Annotated in this window: 15 protein-coding genes; 5 read left to right on the top strand and 10 right to left on the bottom strand. The window is 63.8% G+C overall.

What is annotated here, in order from left to right; genetic code table 11:
* Positions 1 to 25: 25 nt before the first annotated feature.
* From GGQ99_RS13820 to GGQ99_RS13805, 4 genes are all read right to left on the bottom strand, one after another.
* Positions 26 to 640: a LysE family translocator gene (locus tag GGQ99_RS13820; RefSeq protein WP_108605556.1), complete on the bottom strand. Its 615-nt coding sequence runs from the start codon at positions 638 to 640 to the stop codon at positions 26 to 28.
* Between the two features lie 69 nt (positions 641 to 709).
* Complete coding sequence (locus GGQ99_RS13815; protein ID WP_183262984.1) at positions 710 to 1,609, bottom strand: PfkB family carbohydrate kinase; 900 nt, start codon at positions 1,607 to 1,609, stop codon at positions 710 to 712.
* Positions 1,610 to 1,707: 98 nt separating this feature from the next.
* Positions 1,708 to 2,601, bottom strand: coding sequence for a methylated-DNA--[protein]-cysteine S-methyltransferase (locus tag GGQ99_RS13810; protein WP_183262983.1), 894 nt, complete (start codon positions 2,599 to 2,601; stop codon positions 1,708 to 1,710).
* Between the two features lie 62 nt (positions 2,602 to 2,663).
* On the bottom strand, positions 2,664 to 3,158 hold the full coding sequence (locus GGQ99_RS13805) for a DUF2244 domain-containing protein (RefSeq protein ID WP_183262982.1): 495 nt from the start codon (positions 3,156 to 3,158) through the stop codon (positions 2,664 to 2,666).
* A gap of 22 nt (positions 3,159 to 3,180) precedes the next feature.
* On the opposite strand from GGQ99_RS13805, the gene nth reads away from it, so the two are divergent.
* The 3 genes from nth (at position 3,181) to GGQ99_RS13790 (ending at position 4,913) form a co-directional block, all read left to right on the top strand.
* Positions 3,181 to 3,993 (top strand): endonuclease III, encoded by an 813-nt coding sequence (nth, locus tag GGQ99_RS13800; RefSeq protein ID WP_183262981.1) that lies wholly within the window; start codon positions 3,181 to 3,183, stop codon positions 3,991 to 3,993.
* A gap of 73 nt (positions 3,994 to 4,066) precedes the next feature.
* A complete protein-coding gene (locus GGQ99_RS13795; protein ID WP_183262980.1) occupies positions 4,067 to 4,294 on the top strand; it encodes a YdeI/OmpD-associated family protein in 228 nt (75 codons plus the stop codon).
* A gap of 85 nt (positions 4,295 to 4,379) precedes the next feature.
* Positions 4,380 to 4,913 carry a GNAT family N-acetyltransferase gene (locus GGQ99_RS13790; RefSeq protein WP_183262979.1) on the top strand — a complete coding sequence of 178 codons (534 nt, stop codon included), beginning with the start codon at positions 4,380 to 4,382 and terminating at the stop codon, positions 4,911 to 4,913.
* Between the two features lie 11 nt (positions 4,914 to 4,924).
* Here the strand turns inward: GGQ99_RS13790 and GGQ99_RS13785 are convergent, their stop codons facing one another.
* The 6 genes from GGQ99_RS13785 to GGQ99_RS13760 all read right to left on the bottom strand — a co-directional run bounded on the left by GGQ99_RS13785 (position 4,925) and on the right by GGQ99_RS13760 (position 12,483).
* Entirely contained in the window at positions 4,925 to 5,521 is a 597-nt protein-coding gene (locus GGQ99_RS13785; protein ID WP_406873944.1) for a transglutaminase-like cysteine peptidase, read from the bottom strand.
* A 142-nt stretch (positions 5,522 to 5,663) separates the two neighbouring features.
* Complete coding sequence (locus tag GGQ99_RS13780; protein WP_108605548.1) at positions 5,664 to 6,296, bottom strand: ribbon-helix-helix domain-containing protein; 633 nt, start codon at positions 6,294 to 6,296, stop codon at positions 5,664 to 5,666.
* Positions 6,286 to 7,575: an HlyD family type I secretion periplasmic adaptor subunit gene (locus GGQ99_RS13775; RefSeq protein ID WP_108605547.1), complete on the bottom strand. Its 1,290-nt coding sequence runs from the start codon at positions 7,573 to 7,575 to the stop codon at positions 6,286 to 6,288. The genes GGQ99_RS13780 and GGQ99_RS13775 overlap by 11 nt, the downstream gene beginning before the upstream one ends.
* Before the next feature lie 57 nt (positions 7,576 to 7,632).
* The gene (locus GGQ99_RS13770) at positions 7,633 to 9,768 is read right to left on the bottom strand and encodes a type I secretion system permease/ATPase (protein WP_183262978.1); all 2,136 of its coding nucleotides are present in this window, start codon (positions 9,766 to 9,768) and stop codon (positions 7,633 to 7,635) included.
* A 31-nt stretch (positions 9,769 to 9,799) separates the two neighbouring features.
* Positions 9,800 to 11,245: a TolC family protein gene (locus tag GGQ99_RS13765; RefSeq protein ID WP_246389592.1), complete on the bottom strand. Its 1,446-nt coding sequence runs from the start codon at positions 11,243 to 11,245 to the stop codon at positions 9,800 to 9,802.
* A gap of 305 nt (positions 11,246 to 11,550) precedes the next feature.
* Positions 11,551 to 12,483 carry a transglutaminase-like cysteine peptidase gene (locus tag GGQ99_RS13760; RefSeq protein ID WP_183262977.1) on the bottom strand — a complete coding sequence of 311 codons (933 nt, stop codon included), beginning with the start codon at positions 12,481 to 12,483 and terminating at the stop codon, positions 11,551 to 11,553.
* Positions 12,484 to 12,782: 299 nt separating this feature from the next.
* Here GGQ99_RS13760 and GGQ99_RS13755 point away from each other — a divergent pair, with 299 nt between their 5' ends.
* Together GGQ99_RS13755 and GGQ99_RS13750 are read left to right on the top strand one after the other, a co-directional pair.
* A complete protein-coding gene (locus GGQ99_RS13755; protein ID WP_246389591.1) occupies positions 12,783 to 13,451 on the top strand; it encodes a thermonuclease family protein in 669 nt (222 codons plus the stop codon).
* Positions 13,452 to 13,607: 156 nt separating this feature from the next.
* Positions 13,608 to 14,393 carry a GGDEF domain-containing protein gene (locus GGQ99_RS13750; RefSeq protein ID WP_159091512.1) on the top strand — a complete coding sequence of 262 codons (786 nt, stop codon included), beginning with the start codon at positions 13,608 to 13,610 and terminating at the stop codon, positions 14,391 to 14,393.
* Positions 14,394 to 14,555: the final 162 nt, after the last annotated feature.

Below are 14,555 nucleotides of genomic sequence, written 5' to 3'. Positions count from 1 at the left end.
TTTCACGTCTGACGGTGCCTTTGCCTTACTTGGCTCGCGAGAACGCCAGCCACACGCCGCCGCCGACAAGGAACGTGCCGCTGATGCGGGTCATCAGCTTCAGGCGCCGGGCCGACAGGAACCTGCCGGCGCGCCCGGCGGCCACTGCATAGGTGGAATCCGACAGCGCGGCGAAGACCATGGCGGTGACGCCCATGATGACGATCTGCTGGGCATAATTGGCGGTCGGGTCGATGAACTGCGGGATGAAGGCGCCGAAGAAGATCAGCGTCTTGGGGTTGGAGATGGCAACGAGGAAACCCTGCAGGAAGAAGCCGCCGCGCGGCCGCCTGGGCATACCGTCCGCTTCCAGCTTGCCGCTGGAGCGGAACATCTGGATGCCGAGCCAGATCAGGTAGGCGGCTCCCAGTAGCCTGACCCATTCGAACCAGTGGCCCATCGTCTCGATCATCGAGTTGAGGCCGATTCCGACGATGGCAATCATCATCGCCACGCCGATCTGGGTACCGGCGACGTTGGCGAGCCCGGCGCGCGTGCCGTGCCTGATGCTCGAGGCGATGATCAGCGTGACGGTCGGTCCCGGGATCAGCACGATGACGATACAGGCAACGACATAGGCGACGTAGAGTTCGAGCGACATTTTTCCGTTCCTTCGGCTGTCGCCCGCAAGTAAGCACGCGGAAATCCTGCGTGTCCAGCGAAGGGAAACTCAACCCTTCAGTGCTGCGTCCACCTCTGCGGCAAGCGGGATCGCCGGCTGGGCGCCTGGCTTGAGGCAGGCGAGGGAGCCGGCCGCGGCGGCGCGGCGAAGCGCCTCTTCCAGCTCAAGCCCGGCCGACAGTCCGGCGGCAAGATAGCCGCAGAAAGTGTCGCCGGCGCCCACGGTGTCGACCGGCGTGATCTTGAGCGCGTCGACCTGGACAAGTTCGTCGCCCTTGGCTGCCAGCACGCCGTCGCCGCCGAGCGTGACGATGACGGTCGCGCCGGTGCGGCGGGCGAACTCGCCCATGCGCTGCGGCCGTTCGCCGGCGGGCAGGGTCAGCGCTTCGGCATAGAGGTCGAATTCGGTTTCGTTGGCGACGACATAGTCGGCCTTGCCCACAAAACTCGTGGCCTCCGCGCGGAAGGGTGCGGTGTTGAGCATGGTTATGGCGCCGGCCTTGCGCGCCGCATCGATCGCCGCATCCACGGTGGGCAGCGGGATCTCGTGCTGCAGCAGCACGACATCGCCCTTCTTGAACTGCGCCTTGTTGAGATCGCCCTGCACCACCGAACCGTTGGCGCCGGGCACCACGGCGATCATGTTCTCGCCGTCGCCGCCGACCAGGATCAGGGCGATGCCGGTGGCGGCCTGGATTTCGGCGACGCCGCCGAGATCGACGCCGCCCGCCTTGAGATAGGCCGTGGCTTCGCCGGCAAAGGCGTCCTTGCCGACCGCGCCGACCATCCGCACCTGAGCACCCGCACGCGCCGCCGCGAGCGCCTGGTTGGCGCCCTTGCCGCCGGGCGCCGACTTGAAATCGGCGCCGGGAACTGTCTCGCCGGGACCGGGAAGACGGCTTACGGTTGCGATGAGGTCGAGGTTGATGGATCCGACAACGGTGATCACGACAGTCTCCTGAAAACTCGGCCGGAAACTAACCCGTGTCGGGCCCGCTTGCCAGATGCCGTCTCGTCATTTGCCGGACGGCGAGACGGCGCGTCGTCTTAGCGCGTCACCTGGCCGGCCTCCCAGCCGAGAATGGCGCGCTTGCGCGTCAGGCCCCAGTGATAGCCGGTGAGCGCGCCTGATTTGCCGAGCGCACGGTGGCAGGGCACCACGAAGGAAAGTGGGTTGGCGCCGACGGCGGCACCCACGGCCCGGCTGGCCTTCGGCGCGCCGATCTCGGAGGCGATCGACGAGTAGGTGCAGGCCCGGCCCATCGGGATCTTGAGCAGGGCCTCCCAGACGCGAACCTGGAAATCGGTGCCGATCATCACCACGCGCAACGGCTGGTCCTGCCGCCAGCGCGCCGGGTCGAAGACGCGTGCCGCGTAAGGTGCCGTGGCGCTCATGTCCTCGACATAGGTGGCGTTGGGCCAGCGGCCGGCCATGTCGGCAAAGGCTTCGCGTTCTTCGCCGGCGTCGTTGAAGGACAGGCCGGCAAGGCCGCGGTCGGTGACCATGACGAGCGCCACGCCGAAGGGCGAGATGTGGTAGCCGTAGCGGATGGTGAGCCCGGCGCCGCGCGTCTTGTAGTCGCCCGGCGACATCGCTTCGTGGGTGACGAAGAGGTCGTGCAGGCGTCCCGGACCGGACATGCCGAGTTCGAACGATGTTTCGAGCAGCGGCAGGCCGTCGTCGAGCAGCTTGCGCGCATGGTCGAGCGTCACCGCCTGCAGGAAGGCCTTCGGCGACAGGCCGGCCCAGCGGCTGAACAGCTTCTGCAGGCCGGTCGGCGTTTCGCCGACTTCGTCAGCCAATGCTTCGAGCGAAGGCTGGTCGCGATAGTCGAGGCTGATCTTTTCGATCACCCGTCGTACGGTTTCGTATTCGGCGCCGACGGGCGTGATGTCCTGTTGCAGCGTGGCGATGGGGCTCATTCTCGTCTGGGCGTTCATGGCAATGTCTCCTTGAACGCCAATATCGGCTGCCGGATTGGGAATTCCCACCCGATTCCTGCTCACCGCGACCGTGCCGTGGCCAAAGCGCGCGAAAACGCGGTGGCAAAGCTCTCGCGGTCGTCGGGATTGAGGAAACTGCCGATCGAAACGCTCTTCTCCCGCGACTCGACAGCCATGCCGGTGATGCCGATCTCGTCATGGCGGGATATGGCAAACCGCGCCCAGAACGGGTTGAAATGGAAGCGCTCCGACCTGCCGGACGGCGCGGTCTTGAGGATGTCGAGGCTGGTGCGCGACACGCTCACTTCCTCGCGGGCGCGGGCGGCGCGGTAGTTGAGGCGGAAGGCGACGTAGAGGGCTACGACATCAAGGCCGAAGAAACCGAATATCGGCCATGCGCCATTGCTGAGGAACACCACGCCGGTGACGATCCAGCCGAACAGCAATGCGCCCATCAGGATGATGAAGCCGGTGCGCCCGAGCGACCGGTGCGGCAGAAGCAGCGCCTTGAAGAAGGGCTCGTCGGCGGCGAAAGTGGCGTTTGTCTCGCTCATGCCGGTTAATTATAGAGAGGCCATGAAAAACCCCAAGACAAAAGATGTTGCGCTGACGGCACCTGCAGGCCTTGGCCAGGCTTCGAAGGCCAAGCCCAAGCCGCGCACGGTGCGCCGCCGGTCGCTCTACTCGTCGGATGAAATCCGGGAGATCTTCCGCCGTTTCGCGGTCCAGCGACCGGAACCGAAAGGCGAACTCGAGCACGTCAATGCCTTCACCCTGCTTGTGGCGGTGGTGCTGTCGGCCCAGGCGACCGATGCGGGCGTCAACAAGGCGACGCGGGCGCTCTTCGCCATTGCCGACACGCCGCACAAGATGCTTGCGCTGGGCGAGGAGACGGTCGGCCAGCACATCCGCACCATCGGCCTGTGGCGCAACAAGGCCAAGAACGTGATTGCGCTCTCGGAAGCCTTGATCCGCGACCATGGCGGCGAAGTGCCCGACGATCGCGACCTGCTCGTCGAGTTGCCGGGCGTCGGCCGCAAGACCGCCAACGTGGTGCTCAACATGGCATTCGGCCACCACACAATGGCGGTCGACACCCATATCCTGCGTATCGGCAACCGCATCGGGTTGGCGCCCGGCAAGACGCCGGACCAGGTCGAGGCGCTGCTGGTGAAGATCATCCCAGACGAATTCATGCGCCTCGCCCACCATTGGCTGATCCTGCACGGGCGCTACGTCTGCAAGGCGCGCAAGCCCGATTGCTGGCGCTGCGTCATCGCCGACATTTGCAAGTCACCGGAAAAGAGCACGAGCGAGCCGGCCCCGCTGGTGCCACTCGACGACATCGACCCGATCGAAGGCGCTGAAGCGGAGGTTGCGGCTCAGTAGCCGCCTTTTGTCTTGTCAGCAGAGCGATGCCCTCCCGGTTGACGGTCGGGCGCACAGCCCGCAGATTTCGCCGATGGCCCTGAGGCGCGACATCAACCCGATGCCGGACTGGATCCGCAGCGAGCTCGTTTCGCGCGGCGTGCTTGCGGCCTACGAGGCGCGGCCGGACTACCAGCGCAACGATTATCTCGGCTGGATCGAGCGCGCCAAGCGCGCGGAGACGCGACGCAAGCGGCTCGACCAGATGCTTGAAGAGCTTGAGCGCGGCGGCGTCTACATGCGGATGGCCTGGAAAGGCTAGCTGGCAGGCACTATCGGCGCGTTCTGGCCTGCTGCCTTATCCGTCATCCGTGATAGACCGCGTCCTGTTTCACGGAGCCTGATCGATGACCGCCTTTGCCCTTGCCGACATTCCTGTCATCGAGACAGAACGCACGATCCTGCGGCCGCACAAGCTTGATGATTTCGAGGCCTATGCCGCGATGTGGGCCGATCCTGTGGTCACGCGCTTCATCGCCAAGCCACGCACGCGCGAGGAAAGCTGGCAGCGCTTCCTGCGTCATGCAGGTTCTTGGTCGCTGATCGGCTATGGTTTCTGGGCGGTAGAGGAAAAGGCCACCGGCCGCTTCATCGGCGAGGGCGGCTTCCACGATCTGAAGCGCGACATCGTGCCGTCGATCGAAGGCATCCCGGAAGCAGGCTGGGGGTTCGTCGCCGAGATGCACGGCAAGGGCATGGCCAGCGAAGCGGTCGGCGCCTTCGTGGCATGGGCGGACCGCCGGTTTGGCGGCCGGACGGTCTGCATCATCGATCCAGCCAATGGCGCTTCGCTGCGCGTTGCCGAGAAGAACGGCTATCGCGAGATCGGTCGGACCACCTATCACGGCGAGCCGACGATCCTGCTCGAACGTCAGGGCTGACGTTCGGAGAGCTAGCCGCCGAACGCCGTCGACAGGATCGGCTTGGCCGTGCCGATGCGCTCCCAGCGGCTGCCGTTGCCTTGTGCCTGGCGGGCGAAATAGCTGTAGGGCGTGCTCGACCAGTCGCGGATTGAACTCGTCAGATTGTCGAGGATCAGATCGCCTTCGCTGGTGCGCACGGTCAGGACCGTGTGGCCCTCGCCGCGATAGCGCGCAACGGTGAGCAGCAGCGCCGAGGCCGGCCAGCCGCGCTTGAGCAATTCGCGCTTCTTCAGGATCGCAAAGTCCTCGCAGTCGCCATAGGCGACCGGCACGCGCCAGTCGTCGCCGCTGTCATTGCGTTCCTTGATGCGCGAGTTGACGGCGCGGTTGACCTGCTTGAGCTCCGACTTCAGGTCGGCTTGCAGCGCAACGACCTTCTTACCGCCCGATGTGCTGCACAGGCCGGGTTCACGGCCGCAGAAGGAGGCGAATGCGGGCGGCGCGAAGGCCTTGCCCTTGGTTTCCATGGTGGTCCCGGCCTGGGCTGCCTGGATTCCGGCAAGCAAAGACGAGAATGCGATCAGCGCAATGAAGCGTTTCACAGCAGATATCCCCGATGTGTGGATTTCAGAATGACGTAGGGTGATTAATGAGGGGTTGCTAAAATAAAACTCTGTCAAAAGCGATAGCGGCGCGGCTGACAAATTGTTGCCGAGGTCATTACAATTTGAACTAACCGGACATCAGGTGGGCGCTTTTGTCGCCCGCCTAGCCGTTGACCACGAAGCAAAGCAGCAGTTCTGGCGTCTTTATCGGCGCACGGACGATGTTGAGCTGGCCGCGGTAACGCCGCTCGGCGGCGCTGATGACAAATCCGCTGGCGATCGGCACGCCGTCATTGGCGTCGAGCTTGGCGAAGATGTCGGCGACGTTGAGATCGAGCGAGAGCCTGAGATCGCGATGCGCGTCTTCGCCGAACCCGACGGGCAGCTGGCGCCTGACCAGGTGCTGGAAAGCGGGATTGAACGTCAGGATCTTCTTGGTCGATGAAAGCGCGAAGGCCGGCGCTGGGCAGGCGCCGAGAATGGCATTGATCGTGCGCAGCGAGGCCAGCTTGCCGAGCGCTGCACCTTGGTCGGACATCCAGCGCAGGCAGGCCACGCGGATCGCCGAGGCGAGGTTTGCGGTATCGCCATTGGCCTGCGCGATCACCTCCACCATCTCGCCGATGGTCAGGTGGTTGTGCTCGGCGAGTTGCCGCAGCGTGTTCCAGAACAGTCGCTCGAGCCTGATGCCGCGCCGGGTGCCTAGGCGGACGACGACGCGAAAATCGGTGGTCAGATCGTCGGTCGAAAAGACGTGGATTCCGTGGCTCTCGGGCGAGGTGGCGCTATCGTTCACGAAGCGCCTCGTCGCGTGCCTTGTTGATGGGCTTGAGCAGGTAGCTCAGGATGGTCTTCCGCCCAGTGATGATCTCCACCGTGCTGATCATGCCAGGAATGATCGAATAGGACTTGCCGTCCCTTTCCAGCGCCGAGCGGTCGGTCGAGACGCGAACCTGGTAATAGGGTTCGCCGGTATTCTGGTCGACCAAGCTGTCGGCGGTGATGGTCTGCACCTTGCCGTCGAGGCCGCCGAAGACCGAGAAATCATAGGCCGAGACCTTGATCAGCGCCTTCTGGTCGGGACGGATGAAGGCGACGTCGCGCGGCGAGACGCGGGCCTCCACCAGCAGGGTCTCGGAGGTCGGCACGATGCCTGCGACCACGGCACCGGGCTGCACGAAGGCGCCGAGCGTATTGACGTCGAGCGTGTTGACGATGCCATCGACCGGCGAGCGGATGTCGGTGCGGGCAACGCGGTCGGTGGCGCCGCGGATGGTTTCGTCGACGACCGAAAGCTCGGCCAGCGCCTGGGTCAGTTCGTCCAGGGCCTCCTGCTGGAGTTGCAGGCCGAATTCGTCGACCTGGAGCTTGGCTTCGACGATCGCTGCCGCGGTTCTCTTGATCGTCTCGTCGGCGAGATTGAGCTGGCCGCGCATTTCGGTCTGCTCGCGGTCGACGCGGATCTGCTCGGTCTTGGCCATCAGGTTGCGCTTGACCATGGAGCTGACCAGCGCCGCCTCCCGGTCGCTGACCGCCAGGCTTTCCGTCAGCCTGGTTACGTTGACCTTGGCTTCGTTGAGTTCCTTTTCGCGCTGGTCGAGCCGCGATTTCAGCACGTTGAGCTTGGTGTCGAAATTCTGCCGGCGCGCCACCAGGAGCTTCTGTTCGTTCTCGCAGATCTGGGGCGCCGTCTGCATCAGGTTTTCCGGGCAGGCCAGCGGTTCGGCGATCCGGCCTTCCTGCTCCTGCTTGAGGCGGGCGATGCGTGCGCCGAGCGTGCGCGCCTTGGCCTGCTGTTCACCCAGGCTGGAAGTGCTGACGGTGTTGTCGAGGCGGACGATGAGGTCGTTCTTCTTGACCACCTGGCCGACCTGGACGGCGATTTCCTGGACCACGCCGGCCTCGCTCGCCTGCACGATCTGGGTTTTGGATGCCGGAATGACCTTGCCTTCGCCGCGCGCGATCTCGTCGACTTCGGCAAACGAGGCCCAGGCGACGAACGCCACGAACAATGCCGCGATGATCAGCACCGCGGCCGACGCGAAAAATGGCGGTCTGTCTTCTCTGGCTATCATCAATGCCCCGTTATATTGAACACGTTCAATATAATCACACTGTCAAACGGACTGCCTTCAGCTATTTGGCTTCTGCAGTGCCTGAATGACTTTTTCCTTGGGACCATCCGCAACTATACGGCCCTGTTCGACGACAATGAGGCGGTCGACGATCTCGAGCATACTGTAGCGGTGGGTCGAAATGATCAGCGTGGTCTTGTCGTTGAACGCGGTCTTCAGCTGTTTTATCAGCTGGCGCTCGGACGCAAGGTCCATCGAGCCGGACGGTTCGTCGAGGAACACGATCTTGGGCTTCGTCATCAGCAGCCGGGCGATCGCCACGGCCTGTCTCTGTCCGCCCGACAGGTTGGTGCCGCGCTCCCCGACATTCATGTCGTAGCCGCGCGGATGGCGTGAGACGAAGTCGTCGACGCCGGCCAGCTTGGCGGCATCGATGATTTCCTCGTCGCTGGCTTCGGGCCGCGCCATCAGCAGGTTTTCCTTGATCGTGCCGGAAAACAGGTCGCCGGCCTGGGCGACGATGCCGACGGCGGAGCGGACCTCCGAAGGGTGGTATTGGCGGATGTCGATGCCGTCGAGCAGTAGCTCGCCGGTCGTCGGCAGGTAGAGCCGGCCGACCAGCCGCCCAAACGTCGTCTTGCCGGAGCCGATGCGGCCGATGATGCCGACGCGCTCGCCGGGATTGATCGACAGGTTCACGCCCGTCAGGACCTCGGTCTCGGTACCGGGATAGATAAAGCCGACATTGCGCAGCGTCAGAGCACCGACCCGGATCGGGCGGTTGACGAAGCCGACCGTGTCGGGCCGGTCTTCCGGCTGCTGCATGATGGTGTTCAGCACCTTGAGCGACAAAGTCGCCTGGCGGAAGCGCGAAAGGGTCATGGCCAACTGGCCGAGCGGTGCCACAGCGCGGCCCGACAGCATGACGGCCGCGATGATGGCGCCGGTCGAGATGGCGCCGCTGTCGAAGGCATAGGCACCCGCGACCACCAGGGCCACGGTCACCATCTGCTGGATGAACTGCGTCATGTTGGCGGCCGCCGCCGACAGCTCCTTGATCTTTTCGGAGGTGTTGGCGGCATTCTTGGAATGCTCGCGCCACTTGCGCAGCAGGTAGGCTTCGGCGCGCAGCGACTTGATCGTCTCGATCGTCGAGATCGACTCGACCAGCAGCGACTGGCGCTGCGACGCTTCGTTCAGCGAGGCGGCGACCCGCTTGCCGATGCGCTGTTGCGCCACCAGCCCGATGATAACGGCCAAAATGAAGGCGATGACAGGGATGACCACCAGCCAGCTCGCCACGGCATAGATCACCAGCAGGAAGATGAAGACGAAGGCGGTGTCGATGAAGGTGCTGACCGTGTTCGAGGTGAAGAACTCGCGCACGAACTCATATTGCGTCACCCGGTTGGCATATTCGCCGGTGGAGGCGGGGCGCGCGCTGAGCGAGGTGTTCAGCACCTTCTCGAACAGCATGTAGGAGATGCGCAGGTCGGCCTTGCGCCCGGCATGGTCGATGAGCGCGGCGCGCGCCGTCTTCAACAGCAGGTCGAACAGGATGGCGGTTGCCACGCCGATCGCCAGTACCCACAGCGACGAGATCGACTTGTTGGGCAGGATGCGGTCGTAGACGTTCATCGTGAAGATGGGCGAGGCGATGGCCAGGAGGTTGATGAAGATCGCCGCCAGCGCCACGCGCGAATAAGATCGCCAGAACGCGCCGAGCGTGCCGTACAGCCAGTGCGGGCGTTCTATCTTCGCCGCGGTGCCGACGGTCATGTCCTCGGCAGCATTGGCATAGGTGATGGAGAAGCCGACGCCGCCTGATATGGGCACGCCCATCAACTCGGCGCGCGAGATCGAGGTGCGACCATCTTCCTGCGGTCCCGTCAGGAACTCCGCACCATCCCTCTGCTCGGCCAGGATGGCGATGGGCAACCGGTTGGAACGGAAGACGATGGCCGGCAGGTCGAAGCGGCCGCGCACGAAATCGCGATGTTCGAACTCTTGCGTTTCAAGGCCGATGCGTTCGGCCAGGTGGCGGATTTCCTGGACTTCGACCCTCGTCTCCGAGATAGGCACGCCGGAAAACAGCACTGTCTCGGCACTGGGGCGCCCGAGATAGGCAGCCACAGCCGAAAAACAGGATTTGAACGCTTCGACCGGAGTCTGGATATGCGTCTGCTGGTTCATGACGGACGGGGCCTGCCGTCAGGCAGACACCCTACTTCTTTCTGACCGGGGCGAGCAGGTCGAATGGCATGTCGTTGACCTGTTCCGAAGGCGTCCGTGCGTAGGTCTCGGTGTCGGCGGTCGCCGGCACGTTGAACTCGGTGCGGGCGTAGGCGGCAGCCTGCTTCGCCGGTGCGATGTTCATGGTCTTCAGCAACTGGCCAGTCGCTGCGAGCAGCCGATATTCGGCGAACAACGACGCGAATGATGCGGTATTTGCAAGGGTCTCGGTGTTGAAGCGCGTGTTCTGCGCGTCGAGCACGTCGAGAAGCGAACGCTGGCCGACCTTGAACTGCTCGCGATACGAGGTCACCAGCCTGTCATTGGCGACGGCCTGCTGGCGCAGCGTCTTGGCGAGGTCGGCCTGGCGGAAGCGGCGATCCCAGGAAATGCGCACGGCTTCTTCGATCTCGCGCTGCACCTGATGCATGGCAAGGCGCTGCTCGCTGACGCGGCGGATCTGTTCCTGCTCGTTGGCCTTGTCGATGCCGCCGCGATAGAGGTTCCAGCGCAACACCAGGCGGGCCTGCAGGTCGTTGGTCTCGTCGGCGGAGCCGTCGATGTCGTTGCCGACGCGGGCGCGGCCTTCCGCTACCACCTCGGGGCCGTATTTGGCGCGTGCTGCGTCGACCAGCGAAGCTGCGGCGTCGATGTCGCTGCTGGCCATGTGGATGCGCGGATTGTTGCGGCGGGCGAGGCCGATGGCATCATCGAGCGAACGCGGCAGGGCCTTGGCCACCGAACCGGGCTTGGACGGGCTGACCAGCGGCTTGCCCACGGTCTTGAAGAAACGGATCTTGGCCGCTTCCAGTTCCTCGGACGCTTCCTGCACGCGCGCCTTGGCGGCGAACAGGCGTTCTTCGGCCTGCTGGCGGTCGGCGTCGGTCAGCGCACCGCCCTGGATACCCTCGCGGATGTCGCCGAGGATCGACTGGTGGAAGCCGAGATTGCGCTTGGCCTCGCCCACGATCTGGGCCTGCAGTACGTATTCGAGGTAATCCTGGACGACCGAAAGGCCAATGAATTCCGAACGCTCGAGAACGCGGAAGGATGCGCCGTCGACGCGCGATGCCTGGCGGGTCAGTTCGGCGCGGCGTGCGCCGTTGTCGAACAGCTTCTGGGTGACGACGACGCCGGCTTCCGACGGATAGAGCGCATCGTCTTCGATCGACAGGGCGCGCCGCGACGGGTTGTCGAGTCGGCGCACGCCGGTCGAGGCTTCCAGGTCGACGCTGGGGAGATAGAGGCCCTTCGCCTGGCGCAGTTCGAATTCGATCGCTTCGCGGTTCTCGACGGCCTGGCCGATCTCGGGGTTGGATTCGACCGCCACCGCCATCGCTTCCTTCAGCGACAGCGCGTTCGCGCCATTGCCCGATAGCATGGTCGCTGCCAACAAAACCGCCAGCCGCTGCGCAAAGCGCCCAAAATTCAACTGCATCTAAACTCTCCCCCACTCCATCCCGACATTCGTCACAGCCAGGATCCCTATACGTACCCGCCGTGAGCAATTATCCAGCAGCGCATGAAAATCGACAGCAATTTGATTGTCCATATGCTGAATCATGAGGATTTATGCTATTTGGTGAAAGCACTGGTGCAAAAATACTACATATCCAGTTGCTAAATCGGAATTTCGTAATAAACGCCGGGGTTGTGTACAGGGCTGCCGCGGGTGGGGCGGCTGGCGGTTTGGGGGTCAACCGGCAATTGCTGGAATCGGCCAAGCGATTCTAGCGCCTGCGCCTATTGCGGCTGGGGCCCCTCTCCGGGAGCAATTGCTGCGAAATTGCCGCCTGCAGAAGCGATCTGCGCCGATCCAGGCCGCGCGCCGTGGATCCAGGCGCGGTCGGTGCTGAACGAATAGAGCGGAACATAGCTCCTGTAGGCGCCGTCGCTGGCCACCGTGTTGCTCAGATTGTCGAGGATGAAGTTTCCACTTTGGGTGGCAACCGACAGGACTGCGTGAAACACCCCCCGGCCGGTGTCCTGAAGTACAACCAGCGACATGCTGCGCGCCGGAACGCCGGCTTCGATCAGCGCCGCCATCTTGAGAATGACGTAGTCTTCGCAGTCGCCGACGCCACGCGACAGTATTTCCGCCGGCTTCGCCCAATAATCGAGGTTGCCGTAGACCGCGTCGTCCTTGCGGTAGGTGATCATCGTGTTGACGGCGCGGTTGACGCTGGCAAGCTTGTCCATGAACTTCTTGTCGCGGGCGCCAGTTGCGACGGCCGCGAATGCGGCACCGCGCTTGCCGCAGTTGGTCGCGTCGGCACAGTCGCCTATCTTGCTGTAGACCTTGGCCCAGCGGCCGGCGACGGGAAAGTTGCGCATCGGAATGGCGACCGAGCCGAACACGCCGGGCACGATGGCAGCCGTCTTGATCGGGTCGATGCCCTCGGGAGTGACGTCTGCCTGCGAAGCGGTGCGCACGGCCAGGCCGTAGCCGTCGAAGTCCTGGCCGAACTGGAAAGGCTTGTTTGCAACCGCGGCCGCAGTTGGTTCCGGCAGCATCAGGCCGCCGAGAAGCCGTGTGGCGTGTGGTTGATTGGCGGCGGAAGCACCGGCATCGGAATCCTGGCTGGCATGGGCGCCGTGCAGTGCCGCGGCAAGAAATGCTGTTGCCGCAAGGATATTCAATCCGAACTTCGAAGCGTTAGCTAGTGTTGCTTTCATGTCGCCCACCTATTTTGGTGAAAGCTAGCAACATCGTCTCAAATTATCGGAAAGGAACGCAGGTAATCAGAAGATAATCTTATAGTTGCACTTTGCATCGAATTTTACGCGAATTTTCTACTTCGATTTGTCGGGGGCTGGCGCAGCCGCACGATCCATGGCCTTGTTGACCTCGAGCGGAGGAGTGCGAGCGGCCTAACGATGGCACTTAGCAGATTTGAATCCTTGCCGGTCCGGTGCGGGCGAGGGCCGGTCTTATGACAATGGCGCGAAGGATGCTGGTTCACGCCGGAGCGGCGATGGCCATCAGCGCTGTCGCACTGACGATCATGGCGGCGAAAAGCGTACATCTGCCGCCGCCGCCGGTACTTGAAAGCGTGCCGGCCGAAACGCTGTCGTTGCCGTCGCCTCGACATCAGGGCGCTGGAATAGCCGTCGCCGAGGTGCCGCCGAGCCCGGCCCGATCGATCGCACCCGACATTGTCGCGCCTCCCGAAGTCGCCAGGCTTCAATTGGAGCGTATCGAGGCCAGGCCACCTCTCGGGGATCTCGGGCTTGCCCCGCCGCCGAAGCGGGTCGGGCCTGACGACTGGGAGGGCACGCTGCTGTATCGTCCCGTGGTGACATCCTCGGCCTCATTCGAGGCGATGGGCTACGTCATATTTGTTGCCGGCGCCGAGGCGATCGACCCTGGCCAGACCTGCCGGTTCGAGGGGGTTGCCTGGCGTTGCGGCGAGCGCGCCATGCTCGCCTTCAGATACTGGCTTCGCGGCCGCGCACCTCTGTGCCAGGTGTTTCCGCCGGCCGAACGGCAACCGGTGGCGGCCGCCTGCAGGATCGGCAAGCAGGATGTCGGCGCATGGCTCGTTTCCAATGGCTGGGCGCATGCGCTGCCCGGTGGTGGCTATGAAAAGGCCGAAGAGGTAGCGCGGAAGGCCGGCATGGGGGTGTTCGGCCCGCCGGATTGATCGGCACAAATCGACGCCGCAAAATGGCTTGGGCCTGTTCAAAAGCGCCAGCTTCGGCTACTTTCCGGCAAATCCGTCAAATTGTTCGTATTCACGGAGGGAATGTTTCATTCTCAACGGGTAGATCGATTCGACATGAGAGCGGAGGGATCTGGCGTGGACAATTCTGGTGCAGGGAATGCGGGTCGAAGCTGGGCGCCGGTCGCCCGCTATGCGCTGCTCGGCACGGCCGCTTGCGTGGCTGTTGCGGCAGGGGCCGCGGCAATCCTGTTTCAGGGCCAGGGCGACCAGGTATTCTGGCGCGGCGTGATTGGCGCCGGTGTCGTTGCCGGTCTGGTCGCTGCACCGCTGCTCACCATCGTTGCCAATGAACGGCGCAAGTTCGGCGCGCTGAAATCCGAGGTCAGCCGGCTGTCGTCGACCGACGCGCTCACCTCTTGCCTCAACAGCGGCGTCTTCGCCAATCTGATCGATGCTTTCCGCGGCAGCTCGGCATCAGGCGGTCGCCGTCAGGGTGCTCTGCTGGTCGTCGAGATCGATGATTTCCGCGCCATCAACGCCAAGTTCGGCCATGCCTGGGGCGACGAGGTGCTGAAGAGCGTCGCCGGAACGATCAAGGCCTCGGTGCGCGCGGGCGATCTGGTCGGTCGCATCGGCGGCGAGGAATTCGGCATCTTCCTGCCCGGTACCAGCCGCGAGAACGCCGAGCGCGTCGCCGAGCGTATCCGCGGCACTGTCTCCGACACGGTGCTCGAGCCGGGTGCTCGGCAACTGCCTCTGTCGGTCAGCGTCGGTGCCGTGCTGTTCGAAGACCAGGTCGAGTTCGACGATATGTTCCGCCATGCCGACGACCGCCTCAGCGAGGCCAAGGCGCGCGGCCGCAACCGCATCGAATTCGCCGACATGTCGGAAGACGGCGGCAAGCCCAGCCTCAATGCCTGAGGCTGGCGGAGCCGCGGTGGCTTCGCGACATGTATCGAGATCGTTGGCATTTTAACGATCTCGGCAATAATTCCTGAAATGTCAGCATGTCCTAATGTCCCGCAGCCGTGGGGCAGGCCATGTGGTTTTTCTACACATCGGAGCAGAAGAATTTGGCGCGTG

Source organism: Aminobacter niigataensis (assembly GCF_014200015.1).
GTDB classification, from domain to species: Bacteria; Pseudomonadota; Alphaproteobacteria; order Rhizobiales; family Rhizobiaceae; genus Aminobacter; species Aminobacter niigataensis.
The sequence above is the reverse complement of the archived record's forward strand: the minus strand, read 5'-3'. Positions and strand labels throughout refer to the sequence as shown.